We start from the raw sequence: 18,641 nt of genomic DNA on the forward strand, positions 1-18,641 counted from the left end.
TTTTTAATTGTTCGGATCGCCGTTACTGGAATACGGGGGCATAGAGCAGCCCGCCCCGGGTCCAGGGTCGATTCGGTCCGCGCTCCAGCTTGAAAGGCGACCGGGCGCCCAGGTTGCGTTCGAAGATTTCGCCGTAATTCCCGACCTGCACGACTGCCTGATAGGCCCAGTCCTGACGCAGGCCTGCCTTCGCCGCGACCTCCGGCAAGCCGGACAGCAGGCGCCGCATCTCGCTTCCGCCGGTGATCCGTTGGAAACCGGCGTCGGCGCCGGTTATGCCGGCATCCTCGGCCAGGAACAGCGCATAGATGGTCCAACGCACCGCCGCCATCCACATGCGGTCGGTGTTCGGCGTCAGCGGCGCCAGCGGCTCGCGGGACGGAAGGGGGGCGTCGGCGATCTCCAGCGCCTCCTTGGCGGTGTCCAGCGCGTGCAGCGCGGTGGTCAGCACGGCCCTGTCGGCACTGAGTGCCGCGCAGTCGCGGCTGAGGAAGGCTTCCAGCGCATCGGGCCAGCCAGGGAAGCTGCGCAGCTTCCAGGGCCGCTTGCCGCCGGCGACCAGCGCCTCCAGTTCGGCCTGGGTGGTGGAGCCGGCGGGGACGCAGACCGTCAGTTCCGTTCCGTCCAACGCCGACCGGCCGTCGGGCAGGCGCCATGCCGCGATCCCCTGCATGTCGTGGAAGACCGGCGGGCCGAAATCGACGGCATAGGTGGCGTCGCGGGTCAGCGTCCAGGATGTCTGGGCGAAGGAGACGTCGACCTCGCCGGCGGCGACGGCCTCGAATTCCTGCGGCTTGGACAGGCGGCGGATCTCCACGGCGTCGGCCTTGCCCAGGACGGCGGCGGCCAGCGCCCGGCACAGATCGACCATGAAGCCGACCGGCCGCCCGTTGTCGTCGTTGGCGGCGAAGCCGGGATTGAAGGACACACCGCAGCGGACCACCCCGCGCCGCTCGATCTCGGCCAGGACCGGGCGGTCGCCGTTCGGCGCGGGCTGTACGTCCGGCAGCGGCCCCGGCAGCGGCCCCGGTTGCGCCATCGCGGTTCCGCCCGGCGCCGAAATCAGCCCAAGCGCCAAAATCAATCCGAACGCGGCGGCAACAGGCTTCAGCCCCATCCTTCTCCCCTTATGCTACAGCGTCGCTATGATACGCTGCCCTCGGCACCGCGCAAACCGTTGGGGTGTCGGGTCTGGGTGGCTGGATGGGACTGGCGGGATTGGGGCTGGCAGGATTGGGAATGGCGGGCGGCAGCGAATCGGGGGCAGGCAGGTCGGAAGCCGGCAAGGCGGGCGTGGTGAGGATCGGCGTCGGCGCGCGTCTGTTCGGCGCGCTCGCCTTCAACGGTCTGGTCGCCTTCCTGATCGGGCTTGGCGCCTATATCGCCTTCGACGGCCTGCATGCCGGGATCACCAAGGTGACGTCGGAGCAGTTTCCGGCCGTCGTCGCCTCCGCCAAGCTGGAGCGCCAGCATCAGCGGATCATGCGCACCCTGGAACAACTGGCCCTGTCGGACGACAATTTCGGCCGTGAAACGATCAAGCAGGGGTTGGCGGACCAGCTGGACGGCTATGACCGGATGCTGGCGGATATGGAATCCTCCGATGCGCCCCAGGCAAGGCGGATTGCCGGGCTGAAGCAGCAGCGCGACGAGATCCTGCGTCTGCGCGACGCCATCGACCGTGGCGTGACCGCCCGCGTCGCCGCCCGCCGCGCCCTGACCGACCGGTCGCGCGACGTGCGGCGGATGGCCGACGCCCTGGCGGAACCGGGACTGCGGGGGATCGACGACCTCGGCGTGCAGCGCTGGCTGGCGATGGCCGAGCGGCTGCTGTTCCTGATCGCGTCGGTCCATCAGATGGAGAACAGCTTCGCCCTCGCCCGGCTGGCCGACAGCGCGGCGGCGCAGTTGGAGAGCCTTGCGGGTTCGGTGCCGCAAGGGCTCGCCGACGGCGTATCGGATCGGTTGACCCGGCTGGCCGAGGCCATGCGAGGGGTGGTGGAGGGCGAGCGCTCCGTCTTCGGCCAGCGTCAGGCCGAACTGCAGGCGTCGGAGGCGCTGAACGGGCTGGTCGACCGCGCCAATCAGGTGTCGCTGGTCAACACCGGCCTCAACACCGGCATCTTCGTCGAGCAGACCAAGGCGGCGGAGGAAAGCCGCCAACAGGTGATCGAGGTGTCCACCACCTACACCCGCCTGTTCTTCGCCTCGGTCGGGGTGGTGATGCTGGGGATGGTTCTGTCGGTGCTGTATGTCCGGCGCAAGGTGCTGGCCCGCCTGTGGGCGGTCAGCGAGGCGATCCGCAACCGCACCGAAGGCGGCGGGGCGGAAGTGCCGGCGACCGGCGCCGACGAGATCGGCGAGCTTGCGCGGGCGCTGCGCTTCTACATCCAGGAGACCGAGGACAAGAGCAAGGCCCTGCGCCGGAACGAGCAATGGCTGCGCACGGTGCTGGAGGCGGCGCCGGTCCCGCTGGTGATCTCCGGCCGCGCCGACGGCCAGATCCGCTTCGTCAACCGCCGCGCCGCCGACCTGTTCGAGGCCGCCGATGCCGGCGAACTGCTGGGCCGGCCGGACGCCAGCGTCTGGTACGTTCCGGCGGTGCGGGAGGAGTTCGTCCGCGACGTCTTCGCCAGCGGTCTGGCGCTGGACGTGGAGACGGAGCTGGTGACCCGCAGCGGCCGCCGGCTGTGGGGCCTGCTGTCCGGCATCGCCTTCGAATTCCAGGGGGAGGAGGTGCTGCTGAGTTCGGTGGTGGACATCACCCGCCGCCGCGAGGCGGAGGAGTTGCTGCGCCGGACCCAGGCCTTCCTCGACGCCGTGATCGACAATGTGCCGAGCGTGCTCTACGTGCTGGAGGGCGACACCGGCCGCGTCGTGCTGTGGAACCGGGCGGCGGAGGATTGCTTCGGCACCCCCCGCGCCGACATCGAGGACCGCACCCTGGCCGAGGTGCTGGGACCGGAAACCGGCCGGGCGCTGGCCGGCGGGGATCCCGGCTCCATGCGCTCGCTGGGCGTGGAGGAACTCGCGCTGGCCCGCAACGGCGAGACCGCGGTGTTCGCCCTGCAGCGCCACCCCTTCGAATGGTCGGGCGACGGCCGCTGCCGCATCATCTGCGTCGCCAACGACGTCACCGCATCGCGCCGGGCGCGGGAGGAGTTGCGCCAGGCCAAGGAGCGGGCGGAGCGCGCCGACGCCGCCAAGACCGAATTCCTCGCCACCGTCAGCCACGAGATGCGCACGCCGCTGAACGGCATCCTCGGCCTGTGCCGGCTGCTGCTGACCGGGCAGCTGCATGCGGGCGAGCGGCGCTACGCCATGTCGATCATGCGCTGCGGCCATGGGCTGCTCGATCAGGTCAACGACATCCTCGATCTGCGCAAGATCGAAGACGGCAAGCTGGACCTCGACCCCGCGCCCTGCGCCCTGCTGCCGGTGCTGGAAGAGGTCGTTGCGACTGTGGAAGGACTGGCGAACGAGAAGGGGATCGACCTCGACCTCGACATCGCGCCGGACGTGCCGGAACTCGTGGTGGTCGACCGCCAGCGGCTGCGCCAGATTCTGGTGAACCTCGTCGGCAACGCGGTGAAGTTCACCGAACGCGGCGGGGTGGATCTGCGCGTCGATATCGAACAGGCTCCGGAACGTTCCGGGGGTGGAGAGACCGGCGAAATGCTGCGTCTCGCCGTGCGCGACACCGGCATCGGCGTGCCGCCGGAACGCCGCGCCGCCATCTTCGAGAAGCTGGAGCAGGCCGATCCCACCATCGCCCGGCGTTTCGGCGGCAGCGGGTTGGGGCTGGCCATCGTGCGGCACCTGCTGGACGCCATGCAGGGCAGCATCCGCGTCGACAGCGCGGTCGGGCTGGGAAGCGTCTTCACCGTCACCATCCCCCTGCGGCGGGTCGAGGAAATCGCCCTGCCGGCGCGGCGGCCGGGCCGGCTTCTGCCGGTCAGCCGGGTGCGGTCGCTGGCCCTGCTGCTGGTGGAGGACGACGCGATCAACCGGGAGGTGGCGCTCGGCCTGCTGTCCGACGCCGGCCATCGCATCACCGTCGCCGAGACGGGGGAGAAGGCGCTGGACCTGGCGGCGCGGCGGCGCTTCGACGCCGTGCTGCTGGACATCCGCCTGCCCGACATCGACGGGCCGGAGGTGGCGCGCCGCATCCGCGCCTTCCCGGATGCCGACCGGGCGGCGGTGCCGATCGTCGCGGTGACCGCCAACGTCTTCGCCGCCGACCGCGCCCGCTATCTCACCGCCGGCATCGACGCGGTGATCGAGAAGCCGATCTTCCCGGAACGGCTGATGCATCTGCTGTCCAACGCCATCGCCGCGCGCGGGGATGGTGCGGGCGATGGCGAGGATGCGGGCGAGGATGTGAGTGATGAGGCCGCCGTCGGGCTCCCCGCCGCCCGCCCGACCGTGGTCGGGGAGGATCTGAGCGACGAGATTCTGGAGCGCTACATCCGCTCCCTCGGTCCGGCGCGCTTCACCACCATCCGCGGGTTGCTGCTGGACTCCGCGCAGGAAGGGCTGCCCCGCCTGACCGCCGCCGATACGCCCGACGACGAGATCGAGGACATCGCCCATCGTCTGGCCGGCGCGGCCAGCCATTTCGGCCTGACCCGCTTCGTCGGGCTGATGCGCGCGGTCGAGGACTGCATGCGCGAAGGCCGCCGCGTCGAGGCCCAGGAGCTTGCCGCGACCGCTGAGTCGGTGTTCGGCCGCGGGCTTGCGGCGATGGACGCGGTGCAGGGGATGCTGCAGGGGGTATAAGGCCGCCTTTACACGATCGACAGCATCGCCGCCGCCGGTGCGTCCAACGCATCGGCGAGCGCACGCAGGCCGCGCGCGGCCTCGTCGCGGCTGCGGGGCATGCACAGCCCCACGCGCACGGCATGCGGGGCACTGGCGCGGCCCACGGCGAAGGCGTCGGCGCCGGTGACGATCACGCCGCGCCGCCGGGCCTCGCCGACGAAATCCTCGCGCCGCCAGGGCTCCGGCAGGACCAGCCACAGATGCTGTGCCGCCGAACTGCCGTGGATGGTGCCGGCCGGCAGGATGGAGCGGGCTAGCCGCTGGCGGGCCAGATCCTCCTCCCGCTGGGTAGCGACGATGCGGTCGGCGGTGCCGTCCTGGATCCAGCGCGCAACCACCTCCGCCGGCAGGGCGGGGGCGGAATATTGCAGGGCGCGGATGGCCGTCTCGACGCGGGAGAGCAGTTCCGCCGGCGCGACGACGAAGCCCAGCCGCAGCCCGGCGGCAAGGCTCTTGGACACGCTCGACACATAGAGGGTGATGTCGGGGGCGATGGTCTGGATCGGCTGGGCGTCCGGCACCATGAAGCCGAACACGTCGTCCTCGATCAGGAGCACGCCGTAACGGCGTGCGATCTCGGCGATTTCGCGGCGGCGGGCGGTGGGCATCACCGCCGCCGTCGGGTTCTGCAGGGTCGGCACCAGATAGACCGCCTTCGGCCCCAGCCGCCTGCAGGCGCTGTCGAAGGCGTCGGGCACCATCCCATGCTCGTCGATCGCAACCCCTTCCAGGTGATAGCCCTGGGTCGCCGCCAGCGCCTTGGTGCCGATGTTGGTCAGCCGTTCCGCCAGGATGACGTCGCCGGGGCGGGCGACGGCGGCCATCGCCACCGCCAGCGCGTTCTGCGCCCCGGTGGTCAGCAGCACCGCATCGGCGGTCGTCTGCACCCGGTGCTGGCGCTCCAGCCAGGCGGCGACGGCGGTGCGGTGCTCGGGCAGTCCGGCATGCGGGCCGTAGCCGATCAGCGCCGCCGCGCGGCCGGAGTTGCCGATGGCCGCCAGCGTCTGGCCGAAGGCCTGCACCGCGACGGCATGTTCGGGGTGGACCGTCGTCATGTTGACGATGGCGGAGCCGGCCCCGGTATCTCCCGCCGAGGTTTCTCCGGCCGGCGGCCAGCCGAGCGGCAGGGGTGTCGCCGGCGGGCGCTGGCCCTGCACGAAGGTTCCGCGCCCGACCTCGCCGCCGATCAGGCCGCGCTTTTCCGCCTCCGTATAGGCGCGCGTCACCGTTCCCACCGTGACGCCGAGGCGGAAGGCGAGGTCGCGGTGGGTGGGCAGGCGGGTGCCGACCGTCAGCGTGCCCCCGGCGATGTCCTCGGCCAGCGCATCGGCGATGACGCGGTAGAGCGGGCCGGCGCGGCCCTCCAGGTTCGGGGTCCAATTTGTCATGAGTACAAATCTGGCATTGTCCCCTCGCTCTGACAAGTTCGGCGCGATTGTCCCCATTCGCAGGCTCCCGGTGCCTCGCACAATCAGCGGATGCCATTGCAGGCGGTCCGTGTGCTCCACCTTGCTTGTGTCCGGTTGGCGGAACCGATAGCTTCTGGCCGAGCGGCCGGCCGTCAATCCGCCGGCCATCGGACTCCGTCACAGGGCACAATGAACACCATCGCGGTGGTCGACGACGATCCCATCACCCGCGAGACCTTGAAGGCCTATCTGGAAGGCGAGGGGTATCGGGTGGTGCTGGCGCGCGATGGCGAACAGCTGTCGGCGCTGCTGGCGCGCGGGCGGATCGACCTGCTGCTGCTGGACATCCGGCTTCCCGGCAAGGACGGGCTGGCGGTGACGCGGGAACTGCGGGCCACCTCCAACATCGGCATCATCCTGATCACCGGCCGCTCCGACCGGATGGACCGGTTGATCGGGCTGGAACTGGGTGCCGACGACTACATCACCAAGCCGTTCGAGCCGCGCGAGATCCTGGCCCGCACCCGCAGCCTCCTGCGCCGCATCGCCAAGCCGGCCCGGCCAACCGGCGGACGGGTGAGGCGGTTCGACGGGTGGGAGCTGCATCTGGACAAGCGCCGCCTGCGCGACCCCGACGGCGAGGAAGCGCGGCTGACCTCGGCCGAGTTCGAGCTGCTGGCCGCCTTCGTCGAGAATCCAGGGCGGGTGCTGAGCCGTGACGATCTGCTGGATCTGACGCTGCGGGGCAACTCGGTGCCCTACGACCGCTCCATCGACCGGCTGGTCCGCCGCCTGCGCCGGGTGGTGGAGCCCGATCCCGCCGAACCCACCCGCATCGTCACCGTTCACGGCATGGGGTACATGTTCCAGGCCACGGTGGACTGAATGCTTCCCTGATTTCGCTCCTGACGCCACTAAAGCGACTTTGCACGCGCTTTAGCGTCAGATGACCTCATTCGCCGGTCAGGCTTCGGCCGCATGAGCGGCCGGGGCCGCCGTCGCGGTTCAGAGCGGATTGCAGTCCGCTTTAGGAGGAGACGCCGCCCCGCTCAGGTCTGGGCGGGCGAGGCCCGGCGCTGCGGACGGGCGGTGGCCTCCTCCTCCGGCTTGGCGGGCTTGCGGAAGGTGCTGTGTTCGGAAATGCGGTTGACCGTCAGCCCGTTCAGGCGGCAGCCGGCGACCTCCAGGATCTCGAAGCCGGCCTTGCGGGGGAAACGGGCGGCCACCCGTTCGCGCGCGTCGCGTTCGCTGTCGGCGATCAGCAGGAAGCGGCGGATGCCGGACCAGCCGCGATGGCCCTGCTGGTCGACGAAGCTGACCGCGGTCGGGTGGAAGCGCACCGCGACCTCCCAGAAGCGGCCGGGGCGCGGCTCGTTCCGGTCGAACACGAAGTAGCGCTGCATGGCGGCGCCCTTCTTCTGGTCCAGTTCCAGGATGGCGGCCTGCATGTCGATTTCCGCCTTCTGGACGCGCTTTTCCATATCCGTATGGTGTTGGGCAAGCTGGCCATAGTCGGAGGCGACGTCCGCGACCTCCCTGGTCACGTCGTCCACCTTCTCCTTCAACTTGGACATGGCGACCCGGGTCAGGACCAACTGGCGGCGCCAATAGCGGTTGGACAGGACGGTCAGCACCATCAGGCCAAGTGCGAAATACAGCATCATGCCGGTCATCGAGCCGCTCCCATCATGCCGCCTTCATCATGCTGCGGTCGCCTCCAACTCGGGATCGGGGGCCAGAGCCAGCGGCACCACCGGCGAACTGATGACGCCGTTGCGCTGGGAAAAGCTGGCCCGCACCGTGCCGTGCGCCTGTTCGGCCGACGGGGCCGTGATGTGCGCGACGTTGCGGTATTCCCAGATCTGGCGCGAGAAGACGATGTCCTTGCGGTCCAGCTCGTTGAAATTGGGACCGACCGCCAACTGCGCCCAATAGACGTCGCCGTCGGAGTCCTGGTCGCCCAACTCGTGCACCAGTTCGATCTTGGAGAATTCCAGCGCCCGCAACTCGGTCAGCGCCTTCTGGCGGCGGCCGTTGAATTCGGTCAGGCGGGCTTGCAGGGCGGTGACGTCGACGCGCTTGCGCTCCGTTTTCTGGCGCCATTCGGCCAGCGCGGCGCGCTTCTTGTCGTATTGTCTCTGGTTCATCGCCTCGCGCGCCTTTTCGGCGCTGACGCGGCCGACATCCACCACGATCGACAGACCAAGCGCGGCGGCGCTGGTGATCAGAAGCAGCATCCCCAGGAACTCGGCCGAAATGACCATTCGCCCTCCGCCAGCCGCACCGTATGACCGCGCCGCTTCGACGACGCATGGTGCCATGGACCGCGGAGGGTCGCGATGCCCTCGCGACAACCCGCCGCACGAGGGCCGATCATACCATCGCGCTCTTTGCCGAGGTTGCCATTTTTAGCTCAATTAGGGGTAAACCCGCCTTTTTTAGGAGGGTTTATGACCGGGCGCCGATCGGGCAAAGGAGTTCGGCGCCCGGTCATAGTTCTGTGGGTCAGCCGGACTTTTCCGAAGGCATGAAAGACATGGCGACACCGTTCATGCAGTAGCGCTTTCCTGTCGGCTGCGGCCCGTCGTCGAAGACATGGCCGAGATGGCCTTTGCAGCTGGCGCAATGGACCTCGGTCCGCGGATAGGCCAGCTTGTAGTCGGTGGACGTTTCCACCGCTCCCGGAATCGCCTCCCAGAAGCTGGGCCAGCCCGATCCGCTCTCATACTTGGTGTCGCTGGTATAAAGGGGCTGCCCGCAGCCGGCGCAACGATAGACGCCCTGGCGCTTCTCGTCGTTGAGCGGGCTGGTGCCGGGATACTCGGTCGCGTGTTCGCGCAGAACCTTGAACTGATTGGGCGACAACTCCCGCTTCCAGTCCTGTTCGCTCTTGGCCGTGTTGGTCTTGTCCGATTCGGGCATTCAGCCGGTCTCCGCTGGTGGTGGTCGGTGTTTCAGACCCACTATATTGGTCGGACTTGCCGCTGTCCCAAGCGGATCGGGGGAGCGATCACGCGGCTGTGATGGCGGCGGTCCTATATCGGATCGGATCTGAGGCTGCGACAAAAGATTCTTGCCGGTCTGGCGAAGGTTCGAGGGGGACATGCCTTCCGAAATTGCATCGGTTTCGGTAACATCCCGGTTGCCAACAGTCCGGGACAGCGTGTCCGGGACGGCAATGCCGGGGCATCGACGCGCCGCATGACGGATGAACGCTATTTTCGGGCGGTTCGCGACGCGCTGGTGCGGCACCAGCAATGGCTGCTGCGCGACCCGGCCGGACGGGGGCGCCGCGCCAATCTCAGCTTTTACGATCTTGCGGGGCTTGGCCTCAACCGCGTCAACCTGTCGGGCGCCAAGCTGACGGGCGCCAGTCTGGCGCGGGCGCGGATGGTCGGCACCGTGCTGTCGAAGGCCGATCTCTACGGCGCCGACCTGTCGAAGGCCGACCTGACCGGCGCGCAGTTGCAGGGCGCCGATCTGCGCGGGGCCAGGGTCGATGGCGCGAAGCTGCAGAACGCCAACCTGCAGGGCGCCGACCTGCGCCGCGGCATGGTGCTGGATGCGGGCGAGTTCCGGGCGGCCGGCAACAGCGACGGCACCACCACCTTCGTCGGCTGCAGCCTGACCAAGGCGATCCTGACCGATTGCCGGATGGCGCAGTGCGATTTCAGCGGCAGCGACCTGACGGGCGCCGATTTCAGCGGCAGCGATCTCAGCGGCGCCATCCTGATCGGGGCGGATCTGACCGGGGCCACCATGCGCAAGGCGACGCTGGACGGCGTGCTGATGTGCGGCGCCCGCCTGAACGAGGAATTGCGGGTGGCGTTGGAGCGGCACGGCATCGACGTGGACGGCACCGGCCTGACCACCACCGCGGCGCGGATGTCCGACCTGATCGCCGAGCATCAGATCTGGGTGGAGAAGCTGGGGAAGGGCGGGGAGCGCATCCAGCTGCAGCGCATCGACCTGCGCGGCTACAATTTCGCCAATCAACTGCTGTGCGGGGCGGTGATGCGCTTCAGCGGGCTGCGCGGGGCGGATTTCTCCGGCGCCAAGCTGATGATGGCCGACCTGTCCTACAGCGACCTGCGCGATGCCGACTTCACCAGCGCCGATTTGTCCGGCTGCAACCTGGAAGGCGCCAATCTGGCCGGCGCCAAGCTGTGGCGGGCCAAGTTCCGCAAGGTCGATCTCAGCGGCGACGGCAGCCGCCTGTGGCCGACCAGCTTCGCCAAGGCGCGGCTGACCGGTGCCGACCTGCGCGACGCCAGCCTCGCCGAGGTGGTGCTGCGCGGCACCGACCTGACCGCGATCAAGACCAGTTTCGCCACGCTGAAGGGGGCCGACCTGTCCGCCGCCCTCGGATGGCAGCCTTGCGAGGCATCGGCCTGACGCTTCCCCGTGTTCGGATCGACTGCCTGATCGACGACCGGACCGATCGCCGGTTCAACTGCCGTCCGACACCGGAATGCGTCCGGCGACGATGGCAAGGCGGGCCGACTCCACCGCTTCCAGCATGGCGGGGGTCAGAAGCTCCCGGTTGTTTTCGTCCACCGCGTAATCGACGGCGCCCTCCGCCAGCCCCAGCGCCACCGTGGTGGGGCACCATCGCCCCTGGAGTGCGGCCTGGAAGGTCGAGTCCACCGCCAGATCCACCCGCTTCAGCATGGAGGTGAGGATGGTGCCGGGATACAGGTAGTTCTGGTTGCTGTCGACGCCGATGGCCAGCCGGCGGTGCTCGCTCGCCGCGGCGAAGATGCCGAAATTCGACACGCCCGCCCCGGCGAAGACCACGTCGGCGCCGCGCTGGAACTGACTGCGCGCCACTTCCGAGCCGGCGGTGGGGTCGTTGAAGGCGGCGGGCGTTGTGCCGACGAAGTTCACCACCACCCGGATGTCGCCGCGGGCATGGCGCGCACCCTGTTCGAAGCCGGCGATGAATTTGCGGATCAGCGGGATGTCCAGCGCGCCGACGAAACCGACGGTCCCCGTCTTCGACGCCAGCGCCGCCAGAACGCCGACCAGAAAGGCGCCCTCCTGCTCCTTGAAGGTGACGCAGCGGATGTCCGGCGCCTCCGCCACCGCATCGATCAGGGTGAAGCGCACTTCCGGGTGTGCCGGGGCCAGCCGGGCCAGCGGCGTCGCATAGTAGAAGCCGATGGCGATAAGATCGGTCACTCCCCGCCGCAGCAGGGATGCGACCCCCTGGTCGAACAGGGCCGGATTGGACGGCAGGTATTCGACGAACGGAATTCCGCTGGCCGCCTTGAACCGCTCCGCTCCGGTGAAGGCGCCTTCGTTGAAACTCTTGTCGAATTTCTGCCCCGCCGCATAGACCAGCCCCGGCCGCATGGTCTGCGCCTGCGCCTGCGCCTGCGCCTGCCGCGGCAGCAGGACCAGGGTGGTCCCGGCGGCGGCTCCAGCAGCGACTCCAGCAGCGGCCCCGGCGGCGACGCAGGACAGGACCGACCGGCGGTTGGGGTACGGCATGACGCTGCCTCCGGCTGGGTGGAAATCCCGGTGTGCGGACTTAATTTTAGCCACGTCTCCGCTGTTGAAACCAGAATTTTGTTGCGCCGAAAGCCGCGGCTGAATGGCCGGATCGGGCCGCAAACCCGCGAAAGCCCGGATTGTCGCGGGTTCGGCTCATCGCGCAGCGGTCAAGGCAGCCATGACAAGACGGGACTTTCCGCAAGGGGAGTGACGGATCAGCTTAAAGGCTGCGGACTTCGTCCGGTCGATTCCCCACCCCCTCCTATTCGGATTTGCTGATGCTCGCGCGCCTTGCCGCCGTCCGTTCCCGTTTGCCTGCCGAAAGCCCCTTCTTCATCGCGGCGCTCGGCGTGCTGATGTCGTTCGGTCCGATGGGCACCGACATGTATCTGCCCGGCATGCCTGAAATCGGGCGTGAACTGCATGCGCCGCAGGATCAGGTGCAATGGACGCTGTCCGCCTTCTTCCTGGGCTTCGGCGTGGGGCAACTGCTGTGGGGGGCATTGAGCGACCGGTTCGGCCGGCGGATTCCGGTTGCGACCGGCATCCTGCTTTATGCGGTTGGCTGCGTCGGCTGTTCGCTGACCACCGATGTCGGCCATCTGGCGGCCTGGCGGTTCGTGCAGGCGGTGGGGGCGTGCGCCGGGCCGGTGCTGGTCCGTGCGATGATCCGCGACGTGTTCGAACGCGACCGCGCCGCCAGCGTGCTGTCGATGATGATGCTGGTGATGGGTGCCGCCCCGATCATCGCCCCGCTGATCGGCGGGCAAATCCTGGTCTGGGCGAACTGGCGCTGGATCTTCTGGGCGCAGGCGGCCTTCGGCGCCATCGCCATGCTGGCGCTCGCCACCCTGCCGGAAACCCACCCCGAATCGCGGCGCACCAGCCTGCGCCCGATGGTGCTGGCGGAGGCCTACCGGACGCTGCTGACCAACCGCCGCTATCTGGGCTATGCGGTGGGATCGTCCTTCATCTATGCGGGGATGTTCGCCTTCATCTCCGGCTCTCCCTTCGTCTACATCGAGCTGTTCGGGGTGCAGCCGGAGAATTACGGTTTCCTGTTCGGGCTGAACATCGTCGGCATGATCATCGTCAACACGCTGAACAGCCGCGCGGTGATGCGCTTCGGGTCCGACGTCATGCTGCGGACCGGGGTCTGGCTGTCGGCGGCGAGCGGCATCCTGCTGGTCGCCGTCGTGGCTGGCGGCTGGGGAGGCTTGTGGGGGCTGGTCGCCTGTCTGTTCCTGTTCATGTCGATGACCGGGTTCTGTTTCGCCAACTCCATGGCCGGGGCGCTGCAATCCTTCCCGCAGATGGCCGGCACCGCGTCGGCGCTCGCGGGCATGCTGCAGTTCAGCATCGGCGCGGCGTCGGGCTGGGCGGTCGGGCTGATGGCCGACGGCACCGCCTTGCCGATGGCGGCGGTGATCGGCGGCGCGGCGGTGGTCAGCCTGCTGGTGAATCTGTGGCTGATCCGGCCCGTCCGTCGCCGGCGGCATGGCGAATAGTAGAACAGCAAATCTTCGTTGAATACGGGAATATGCCATTTGCGGGTGATGTGAATTGAGTTTCCCGGCCGGGCGGGCTAGCTTTGCCCGGCAAAGGGAGACCACAATGCCGACGAACAGCCGTTCCATCACCACCCTTCCCATCGCCCGCCGCCAGATCCTGGCCGGTGCCGCCGCAATGGGCGCCGTCGCCGCCGGTGCCGCCGTGTCGCATCCGGCCTTCGCCGCGACCACCCTGCGCGTCGGCTATATTCCGATCATCCCCATGACCCAGCTCTATGTGCTGACCGGAGAGGGATGGGCGAAGGATGTCGGGCTGGCGCTGCAGACCACCAGCTTCCAGTCGGGTCCGGCGATGATCCAGGCGCTGGCCTCGGGGACGCTGGACGTCGCCTATGTCGGCATCGGCCCGGCGATGATCGCGCGGTCGAAGGGGGTGAAGCTGAAGGTCGTCGCCGCCAACGTCATCGATCAGGTGGCGCTGATCGGCCGCGGTCCGCTGGCCAAGGCGATGGCCGGCGCCGCCACCCCGGCGGAGGGGATCAAGGCCTTCCGCGCGGCCAACGGCCGGCTGCCCAAGATCGGCTCGCTGCCGGCCGGTTCGGTGCCGGACACCGTTCTGCGCTATTGGATGGCGGACGTCGCCAAGATCGGTGCGGACGATGTCGAGATCGTCGGCATGGGCGAGCAGCCTCTGCAACAGGCGCTGCTGACCGGCGCCATCGACGGGGCCTCGATCCTGGAGCCGATCCTGACGCTGGTCCAGTCGCGCCTGCCGGACGCCGCCATCATCGCCAAGGCCGGCACGATGTTCCCCAAGCAGCCGGGCGCCGTCCTGGCGGTGACGGAGAACGCCATCGCCAACAACCGCGCCGCAGTCGCCGATCTGGTCAAGCTGCACATCCGCGCCACCGCCTTCGCCAAGTCCAACCCCGACCGCACGGCGGAACTGGTGACGGAGATCATCGGCAAGGGCCTCGTCGAGCGCGACGTGATGCGGACGGCGCTGACCTCCGACGCGACGACCTTCGTCGACGACCCCAGGGCGATCCTGGACTCCACCAAGCGGATGCAGGCGTTTCAGCAGACGCTGGGCCAGATCACCGAGCCGATCGACGTGGACGCGCTGTTCGACCTTTCCTTCCACGACGCCGCCACGGGGAAATGACGGCCATGACCCTGCCCTTGAACGGCCCCCTGCGTCTGGTCATCCACGCCCCCACCCCGGCGGCGCTGGAGCGGGCGCGCAACAACGCCCGCAACCTGTTGAAGGCGCGGCCGGACGCCGAAATCCGCATCGTGGTGAATGCCGGTGCGGTGGCGGCGGCGCTGGACGGCCCGGATGCGGAGACCGACCGGCTGCTGCGCGTCTGCGGCAACACGCTGGCGAAGACCGGCCGGACCGCCGAGGGGCTGACGGTGGTCCCCGCCGGCGTCCTCGACATCGCCGAGGCGCAGGCGGAGGGCTGGGGCTACATGCGGGCCTGAAACCCGTAAGCTATAGCGCTGAGCGTAAGTTCCGGCGGTTGTCCCGTCAGCCGACTCCCCAGCCGCCGGTGTCGGGGAAGGGGGCGGCCGGCGGCGGGACTGCCGCGGCGGGGACGGCGACGATGCCGCGCGGCAGGGCCGGGGCGTCGGGCGGGGTGGGGCGCAGGCGGGTCGGCTTTACCCACCAGCCCGGCGCCGCCGCGGCGATGGCCCTGGCCGCGGCCTCCGCCTGCTGCGCCGTGGCATAGAGGCCGAAGCAGGTGGCGCCGCTGCCGGACAGGCGGGGCAGGAGGCAGCCGGCGCTGCGTTCCAGCGCCGCCAGCACGTCGGCGATCACCGGGGCGACCGTCAGGGCCGGTGCGGTGAGGTCGTTGGTCCGCTCCAGCAGCAGGGCGGCCAGATCACGGGCATCCGCCGGCTTGCGGGTGAAGCGGGCAGGGGCGGAGAAGCCGGTGCCGCGCGCGCCCCTTGCGGCGGCCATCGCCTTGAACACCGCCGGCGTCGGCACCGGAACATTCGGGTTGACCAGCACCGCATGGGTTTCCGGCAGTTCCGGCGCCTCGTCCAGAATGTCGCCGATGCCGCCGAAATAGCAGCTGCGCCCGGCGACGCAGACCGGCACGTCGGCGCCCAGCCCGGCGGCCACCGCGAACAGCGCCGGATCGTCGGCCGGCACCCCCCACAGGCGGGCCAGCGCCCGCAGGCAGGCGGCGGCGTCGGCCGATCCGCCGCCGATGCCGGATGCGACAGGCAGCGCCTTGGTCAGCGCGATCATCACGTCGGCCTGCCGCCCCAGCCGGGCGGCCAGCGCATGGGCGGCGCGCATCACCAGATTGTCGGCCGGGTTCTCGCCCAGCAGGGCCGGGCCGAAGGGGCCGGCGATGGCCAGCCGCGGCCCGGCCGGCGGCAGATCGACGCCGCGCAGCGCCACCCGTGCGGCGCCCGCGGTCAGGGTGATGACGTCGCCGAATTCGGCGAAGGCGACGAGGCTGTCAAGCTCGTGATAGCCGTCGGCGCGCCGGCCGGTGACATGCAGGTACAGGTTCAGCTTGGCCGGGGCGGCCTCGACGATGGGAATGCCGGTCATAAGCTCCAATCCGCTGGCGGGCGCGCGACGACGCGCCCTGTGTCGCACCCTTGCCCCCGCAGCGGCAAGGGGTTGCTTCACAGCTGCGCCAGCAGATCCCTCAGCAGCGTCTCGCCCATCGGCCAGGGGCCGTGGCCGCTGTCGTCGTTGATGTGGCCGACCTCGCCCGCGTCGATGAAGTCGGCGCCCCACAGGGCGGCGAACGCGCAGGCGCGGGCGGCGGCGCAGTAGGGATCGTTGCGGCTGCCGACCGTCACGGTGGGGAAGGGCAGCGGATCGGTCGGCACCGGGGCGAAGCGGCGGACCACCGCCGGCACGCGATCCGGCGACTCGACGTCGGGCGGGGCGACCAGCAGGGCCGCCGCCACCTTGTCCGCGGCGTCGGAAGCCGCCGCCCAGCGCGCGACCAGGATGCAGGCCAGGCTGTGCGCGACCAGAACCACCGGCCCCGGTGCGGCGAGCGCCGCGGCGCGGACCGCGGCATCGAGCCGCTCCACCCACCGCTCCGGCTCCGGCGCGTCCCAGTCGCCGAGGTCGACGCGGTTCAGCGCCGGCAACCGGCCTTCCAGCCAGCTCTGCCAATGCCCCGGCCCGGAATTGCCCAGGCCGGGAAGAACCAGAACGGTCGGCTGCGTCATTCTTTCAACTCTACGTTTGTAACTGTTGGGTGTAGTGTCTGAAGCCAACAAAAAGGCGAAAGATGCTCTCCGTCCGGTGGGCGGAGCAAGGGTGGGAAGCACCAACCGAAGATAGGGGGAGAAGCGCCTTGGACATCAGCGCTACCATCGCACAGGATCTCTGCGATGCAATCGGCCGTGAACTGGACGCCGTCGTGTCCTTCATCGGCAAGGGCGGCACCGTCGCCGCCTCCACCGCGCGCGAGCGGATCGGCACCGGCCATCCGGCCGCGGCCGACATCGTCGCGCGGCGGCTGGACGAACGCGCCGTCAGCCGGGAGGAGGCGGCCAAGTCGGGCGGAACGATGCGCGAGGGATACGCCATCGCCATCGACCTCGACGGCGAGCGGGTGGGGGCGCTGGCCGTCGCCGGGCCGGCCGATCAGGCCCGCCGTTTCGCCCGCCTCGCCCGCCATTGGGCGGTGGCGACCCTGCGGGCCGAGACGGAGGAGACCCGCCGCGTCGCCGCGATGCGCGACCTGTCCGACCGGGTGGAGCGCGAGGTCGGCGGGCTGTCCGCCGAACTGGTCGAGGCCGGGCGCCGGCTGGAGGCGGCGGTCGCCTCCGTCCGCACCGCCGGGGCTGAGGGACTGCGCCAGACCGCCGACGCCGGCGCCGCCGCGCACGCCGTCGACGGCTCGGTCGGCGCGATCGCCGGCATGCTCGACCGGCTGGCCTCCACCTCCGACCAGATTTCCGGCGACACCAGCAAGGCGCGGGAAATCAGCCTCGCGGCGGCATCCGACAGCGACCGCGCCACCACGGTCATGAACTCCCTGCGCTCGGCGGCGGAGCAGATCGCCAGCGTGGTGAAGCTGATCAACGCCATCGCCAGCCAGACCAATCTCCTGGCGCTCAACGCCACCATCGAGGCGGCCCGCGCCGGAGAGGCCGGGCGCGGCTTCGCCGTCGTCGCCAACGAGGTGAAGGCCCTGTCGCGCCAGACCGCCGACGCCACCAAGCAGATCGCCGATCAGGTCGCCAACCTGCAGAAGGAGACGGCGGCGGTGGACGAGGCGCTGGGCCGTATCCATTCCACCATCGGTTCGATCCAGGCGATCAACGGCACCGTCGCCGCCGCCATCGACGAACAGGCGTCGCTGACCGCCGAGGTGGCGCGCTCGCTCGACCGCTCCCGCCAGGACGCCATGGCGGCGGAACAGCGGATCGGCGACGCCGAACAGACGCTGGGCGGGGTGACGCGCACGCTCGACGAGCTGGCGACGCTGAGCCAGACCATCGCGGCGCGGGCGGGAAGCCTGGGCAGCGGGCTGGGCGGCCGGTTGTCCGACGCGCTGCGTCAGGCCCGCGGATAGGGCTGCTGCCCGTCCACCGGGTCGCCGCCGGGGCCGGTGATGATGCGGGCGCTGCCGCTTCGCGCGGCGGGGGCCGCGCCGCCCGGCAGGGGGACGATCAGCCGGCGCTTGACCGGCTGCTGCGCCGCCCGGCGCGACACGCCGGCGAAGATCTGCTTCGACGCCTCGATCATCGTCACCCCGGCGAAGGCCTTGAACCAGCGCGCGCCGACCTCTTCCCAGGCCGGCGCCGTCTTTTGCAGGAAATGCGAGCGCAACGGCGGCATGAACAGGGCGTGGCGGGTGCGTTCCGGCACGAACATGGTGTCGCGCAGCACCTGCTTCAGCTGCGAGGCCGAATAGGGGAAGCCGTGGCCGAAGGGCGTCCAGTCGGCGCGCGCCCACAGGCCGCGGCGATTCGGCACCACGGCCAGCACCCGGCCGCCGCCGGCCAGCACGCGCCAGATCTCGCGCATCATCGGCCGCAGCTGCTCCGTGCCTTCCAGCCCGTGGACCAGCAGGACGCGGTCGATGGTGTTGTCGCCGAAGGGCAGGTCGGCTTCGTCGCCCAGCGCCACCATGCCCGGCCCCTCCGCCGGCCAGAAGCTGACGCCCTGGCTGGCCGGCATCACCGCGACAACCCGATCCGCCTCGCCCATGAAGGGACGCAGATAGGGGGTGGTGTAGCCGACGCCGAGCACGATCTGGTCGCGTACGTCCGGCCAGATGGTGCGGATGCGCCGGCGGATCATCCGCTGGGCGCTCCTGCCCAATCCGGACTCGTAGAACTCCCTCAGATCGACGATATCTGTGTACATGGTATCCCAAGTGTAACACGGGTTTCGTATCGCAACAGCAGG

At 69.7% G+C, this 18,641-nt stretch carries 16 protein-coding genes; 7 read left to right on the forward strand and 9 right to left on the reverse strand.

Annotation, left to right across the window (positions count from 1 at the left end; all coding sequences use genetic code 11):
* Window positions 1–22 precede the first annotated feature (22 nt).
* A complete protein-coding gene (locus DM194_RS25270) occupies window positions 23–1,117 on the reverse strand; it encodes an amino acid ABC transporter substrate-binding protein (protein ID WP_111070414.1) in 1,095 nt (364 codons plus the stop codon).
* 65 nt (window positions 1,118–1,182) lie between these two features.
* On the opposite strand from DM194_RS25270, the gene DM194_RS25275 reads away from it, so the two are divergent.
* Entirely contained in the window at window positions 1,183–4,779 is a 3,597-nt protein-coding gene (locus DM194_RS25275; protein ID WP_246024663.1) for an ATP-binding protein, read from the forward strand.
* An 8-nt stretch (window positions 4,780–4,787) separates the two neighbouring features.
* Here DM194_RS25275 and DM194_RS25280 read toward each other — a convergent pair whose 3' ends face one another.
* Window positions 4,788–6,209 carry an aminotransferase-like domain-containing protein gene (locus DM194_RS25280; RefSeq protein WP_111070416.1) on the reverse strand — a complete coding sequence of 474 codons (1,422 nt, stop codon included), beginning with the start codon at window positions 6,207–6,209 and terminating at the stop codon, window positions 4,788–4,790.
* Between the two features lie 210 nt (window positions 6,210–6,419).
* Here DM194_RS25280 and DM194_RS25285 point away from each other — a divergent pair, with 210 nt between their 5' ends.
* Window positions 6,420–7,115: a response regulator gene (locus tag DM194_RS25285; RefSeq protein WP_111070417.1), complete on the forward strand. Its 696-nt coding sequence runs from the start codon at window positions 6,420–6,422 to the stop codon at window positions 7,113–7,115.
* Between the two features lie 164 nt (window positions 7,116–7,279).
* Here DM194_RS25285 and DM194_RS25290 read toward each other — a convergent pair whose 3' ends face one another.
* From DM194_RS25290 to msrB, 3 genes are all read right to left on the reverse strand, one after another.
* Window positions 7,280–7,903, reverse strand: coding sequence for a hypothetical protein (locus DM194_RS25290; RefSeq protein ID WP_111070418.1), 624 nt, complete (start codon window positions 7,901–7,903; stop codon window positions 7,280–7,282).
* Between the two features lie 27 nt (window positions 7,904–7,930).
* On the reverse strand, window positions 7,931–8,494 hold the full coding sequence (locus tag DM194_RS25295; RefSeq protein ID WP_111070419.1) for a hypothetical protein: 564 nt from the start codon (window positions 8,492–8,494) through the stop codon (window positions 7,931–7,933).
* A 241-nt stretch (window positions 8,495–8,735) separates the two neighbouring features.
* Complete coding sequence (gene msrB / locus DM194_RS25300; protein WP_111070420.1) at window positions 8,736–9,152, reverse strand: peptide-methionine (R)-S-oxide reductase MsrB; 417 nt, start codon at window positions 9,150–9,152, stop codon at window positions 8,736–8,738.
* A gap of 279 nt (window positions 9,153–9,431) precedes the next feature.
* On the opposite strand from msrB, the gene DM194_RS25305 reads away from it, so the two are divergent.
* Window positions 9,432–10,625: a pentapeptide repeat-containing protein gene (locus tag DM194_RS25305; protein ID WP_111070421.1), complete on the forward strand. Its 1,194-nt coding sequence runs from the start codon at window positions 9,432–9,434 to the stop codon at window positions 10,623–10,625.
* Window positions 10,626–10,679: 54 nt separating this feature from the next.
* On the opposite strand, the gene DM194_RS25310 is transcribed toward DM194_RS25305, so the two are convergent.
* A complete protein-coding gene (locus DM194_RS25310) occupies window positions 10,680–11,723 on the reverse strand; it encodes a BMP family lipoprotein (protein ID WP_111070422.1) in 1,044 nt (347 codons plus the stop codon).
* A 281-nt stretch (window positions 11,724–12,004) separates the two neighbouring features.
* Between DM194_RS25310 and DM194_RS25315 the strand changes: the two genes are divergently transcribed.
* From DM194_RS25315 to DM194_RS25325, 3 genes are all read left to right on the forward strand, one after another.
* Window positions 12,005–13,234, forward strand: a complete 1,230-nt coding sequence (locus DM194_RS25315) for a Bcr/CflA family multidrug efflux MFS transporter (protein WP_111070423.1) — start codon at window positions 12,005–12,007, stop codon at window positions 13,232–13,234.
* Window positions 13,235–13,340: 106 nt separating this feature from the next.
* Window positions 13,341–14,402: an ABC transporter substrate-binding protein gene (locus DM194_RS25320; protein ID WP_111070424.1), complete on the forward strand. Its 1,062-nt coding sequence runs from the start codon at window positions 13,341–13,343 to the stop codon at window positions 14,400–14,402.
* Window positions 14,403–14,407: 5 nt separating this feature from the next.
* Window positions 14,408–14,722 carry a DsrE family protein gene (locus DM194_RS25325; RefSeq protein WP_425457345.1) on the forward strand — a complete coding sequence of 105 codons (315 nt, stop codon included), beginning with the start codon at window positions 14,408–14,410 and terminating at the stop codon, window positions 14,720–14,722.
* Between the two features lie 46 nt (window positions 14,723–14,768).
* On the opposite strand, the gene DM194_RS25330 is transcribed toward DM194_RS25325, so the two are convergent.
* The gene (locus tag DM194_RS25330) at window positions 14,769–15,809 is read right to left on the reverse strand and encodes a 4-(cytidine 5'-diphospho)-2-C-methyl-D-erythritol kinase (protein WP_111070426.1); all 1,041 of its coding nucleotides are present in this window, start codon (window positions 15,807–15,809) and stop codon (window positions 14,769–14,771) included.
* A gap of 77 nt (window positions 15,810–15,886) precedes the next feature.
* Window positions 15,887–16,447, reverse strand: coding sequence for an RBBP9/YdeN family alpha/beta hydrolase (locus tag DM194_RS25335; protein WP_111070427.1), 561 nt, complete (start codon window positions 16,445–16,447; stop codon window positions 15,887–15,889).
* Between the two features lie 128 nt (window positions 16,448–16,575).
* Between DM194_RS25335 and DM194_RS25340 the strand changes: the two genes are divergently transcribed.
* On the forward strand, window positions 16,576–17,802 hold the full coding sequence (locus tag DM194_RS25340; RefSeq protein ID WP_111070428.1) for a methyl-accepting chemotaxis protein: 1,227 nt from the start codon (window positions 16,576–16,578) through the stop codon (window positions 17,800–17,802).
* Here the strand turns inward: DM194_RS25340 and DM194_RS25345 are convergent.
* Window positions 17,787–18,599: a methyltransferase domain-containing protein gene (locus tag DM194_RS25345; protein ID WP_111070429.1), complete on the reverse strand. Its 813-nt coding sequence runs from the start codon at window positions 18,597–18,599 to the stop codon at window positions 17,787–17,789. The genes DM194_RS25340 and DM194_RS25345 overlap by 16 nt on opposite strands.
* Between the last annotated feature and the right edge of the window lie 42 nt (window positions 18,600–18,641).

The organism is Azospirillum ramasamyi, assembly GCF_003233655.1.
Classification (GTDB): Bacteria; Pseudomonadota; Alphaproteobacteria; order Azospirillales; family Azospirillaceae; genus Azospirillum; species Azospirillum ramasamyi.

Coding starts and splice junctions, on each gene's coding strand:
- DM194_RS25285 (WP_111070417.1), top strand. CDS start 6,420: ATGAACACCATCGCGGTGGTCGACGACGATCCCATCACCCGCGAGACC.
- DM194_RS25335 (WP_111070427.1), bottom strand. CDS start 16,447: ATGACGCAGCCGACCGTTCTGGTTCTTCCCGGCCTGGGCAATTCCGGG.
- DM194_RS25295 (WP_111070419.1), bottom strand. CDS start 8,494: ATGGTCATTTCGGCCGAGTTCCTGGGGATGCTGCTTCTGATCACCAGC.
- msrB (WP_111070420.1), bottom strand. CDS start 9,152: ATGCCCGAATCGGACAAGACCAACACGGCCAAGAGCGAACAGGACTGG.
- DM194_RS25325 (WP_425457345.1), top strand. CDS start 14,408: ATGACCCTGCCCTTGAACGGCCCCCTGCGTCTGGTCATCCACGCCCCC.
- DM194_RS25310 (WP_111070422.1), bottom strand. CDS start 11,723: ATGCCGTACCCCAACCGCCGGTCGGTCCTGTCCTGCGTCGCCGCCGGG.
- DM194_RS25320 (WP_111070424.1), top strand. CDS start 13,341: ATGCCGACGAACAGCCGTTCCATCACCACCCTTCCCATCGCCCGCCGC.
- DM194_RS25315 (WP_111070423.1), top strand. CDS start 12,005: ATGCTCGCGCGCCTTGCCGCCGTCCGTTCCCGTTTGCCTGCCGAAAGC.
- DM194_RS25305 (WP_111070421.1), top strand. CDS start 9,432: ATGACGGATGAACGCTATTTTCGGGCGGTTCGCGACGCGCTGGTGCGG.
- DM194_RS25270 (WP_111070414.1), bottom strand. CDS start 1,117: ATGGGGCTGAAGCCTGTTGCCGCCGCGTTCGGATTGATTTTGGCGCTT.
- DM194_RS25330 (WP_111070426.1), bottom strand. CDS start 15,809: ATGACCGGCATTCCCATCGTCGAGGCCGCCCCGGCCAAGCTGAACCTG.
- DM194_RS25290 (WP_111070418.1), bottom strand. CDS start 7,903: ATGACCGGCATGATGCTGTATTTCGCACTTGGCCTGATGGTGCTGACC.
- DM194_RS25345 (WP_111070429.1), bottom strand. CDS start 18,599: ATGTACACAGATATCGTCGATCTGAGGGAGTTCTACGAGTCCGGATTG.
- DM194_RS25280 (WP_111070416.1), bottom strand. CDS start 6,209: ATGACAAATTGGACCCCGAACCTGGAGGGCCGCGCCGGCCCGCTCTAC.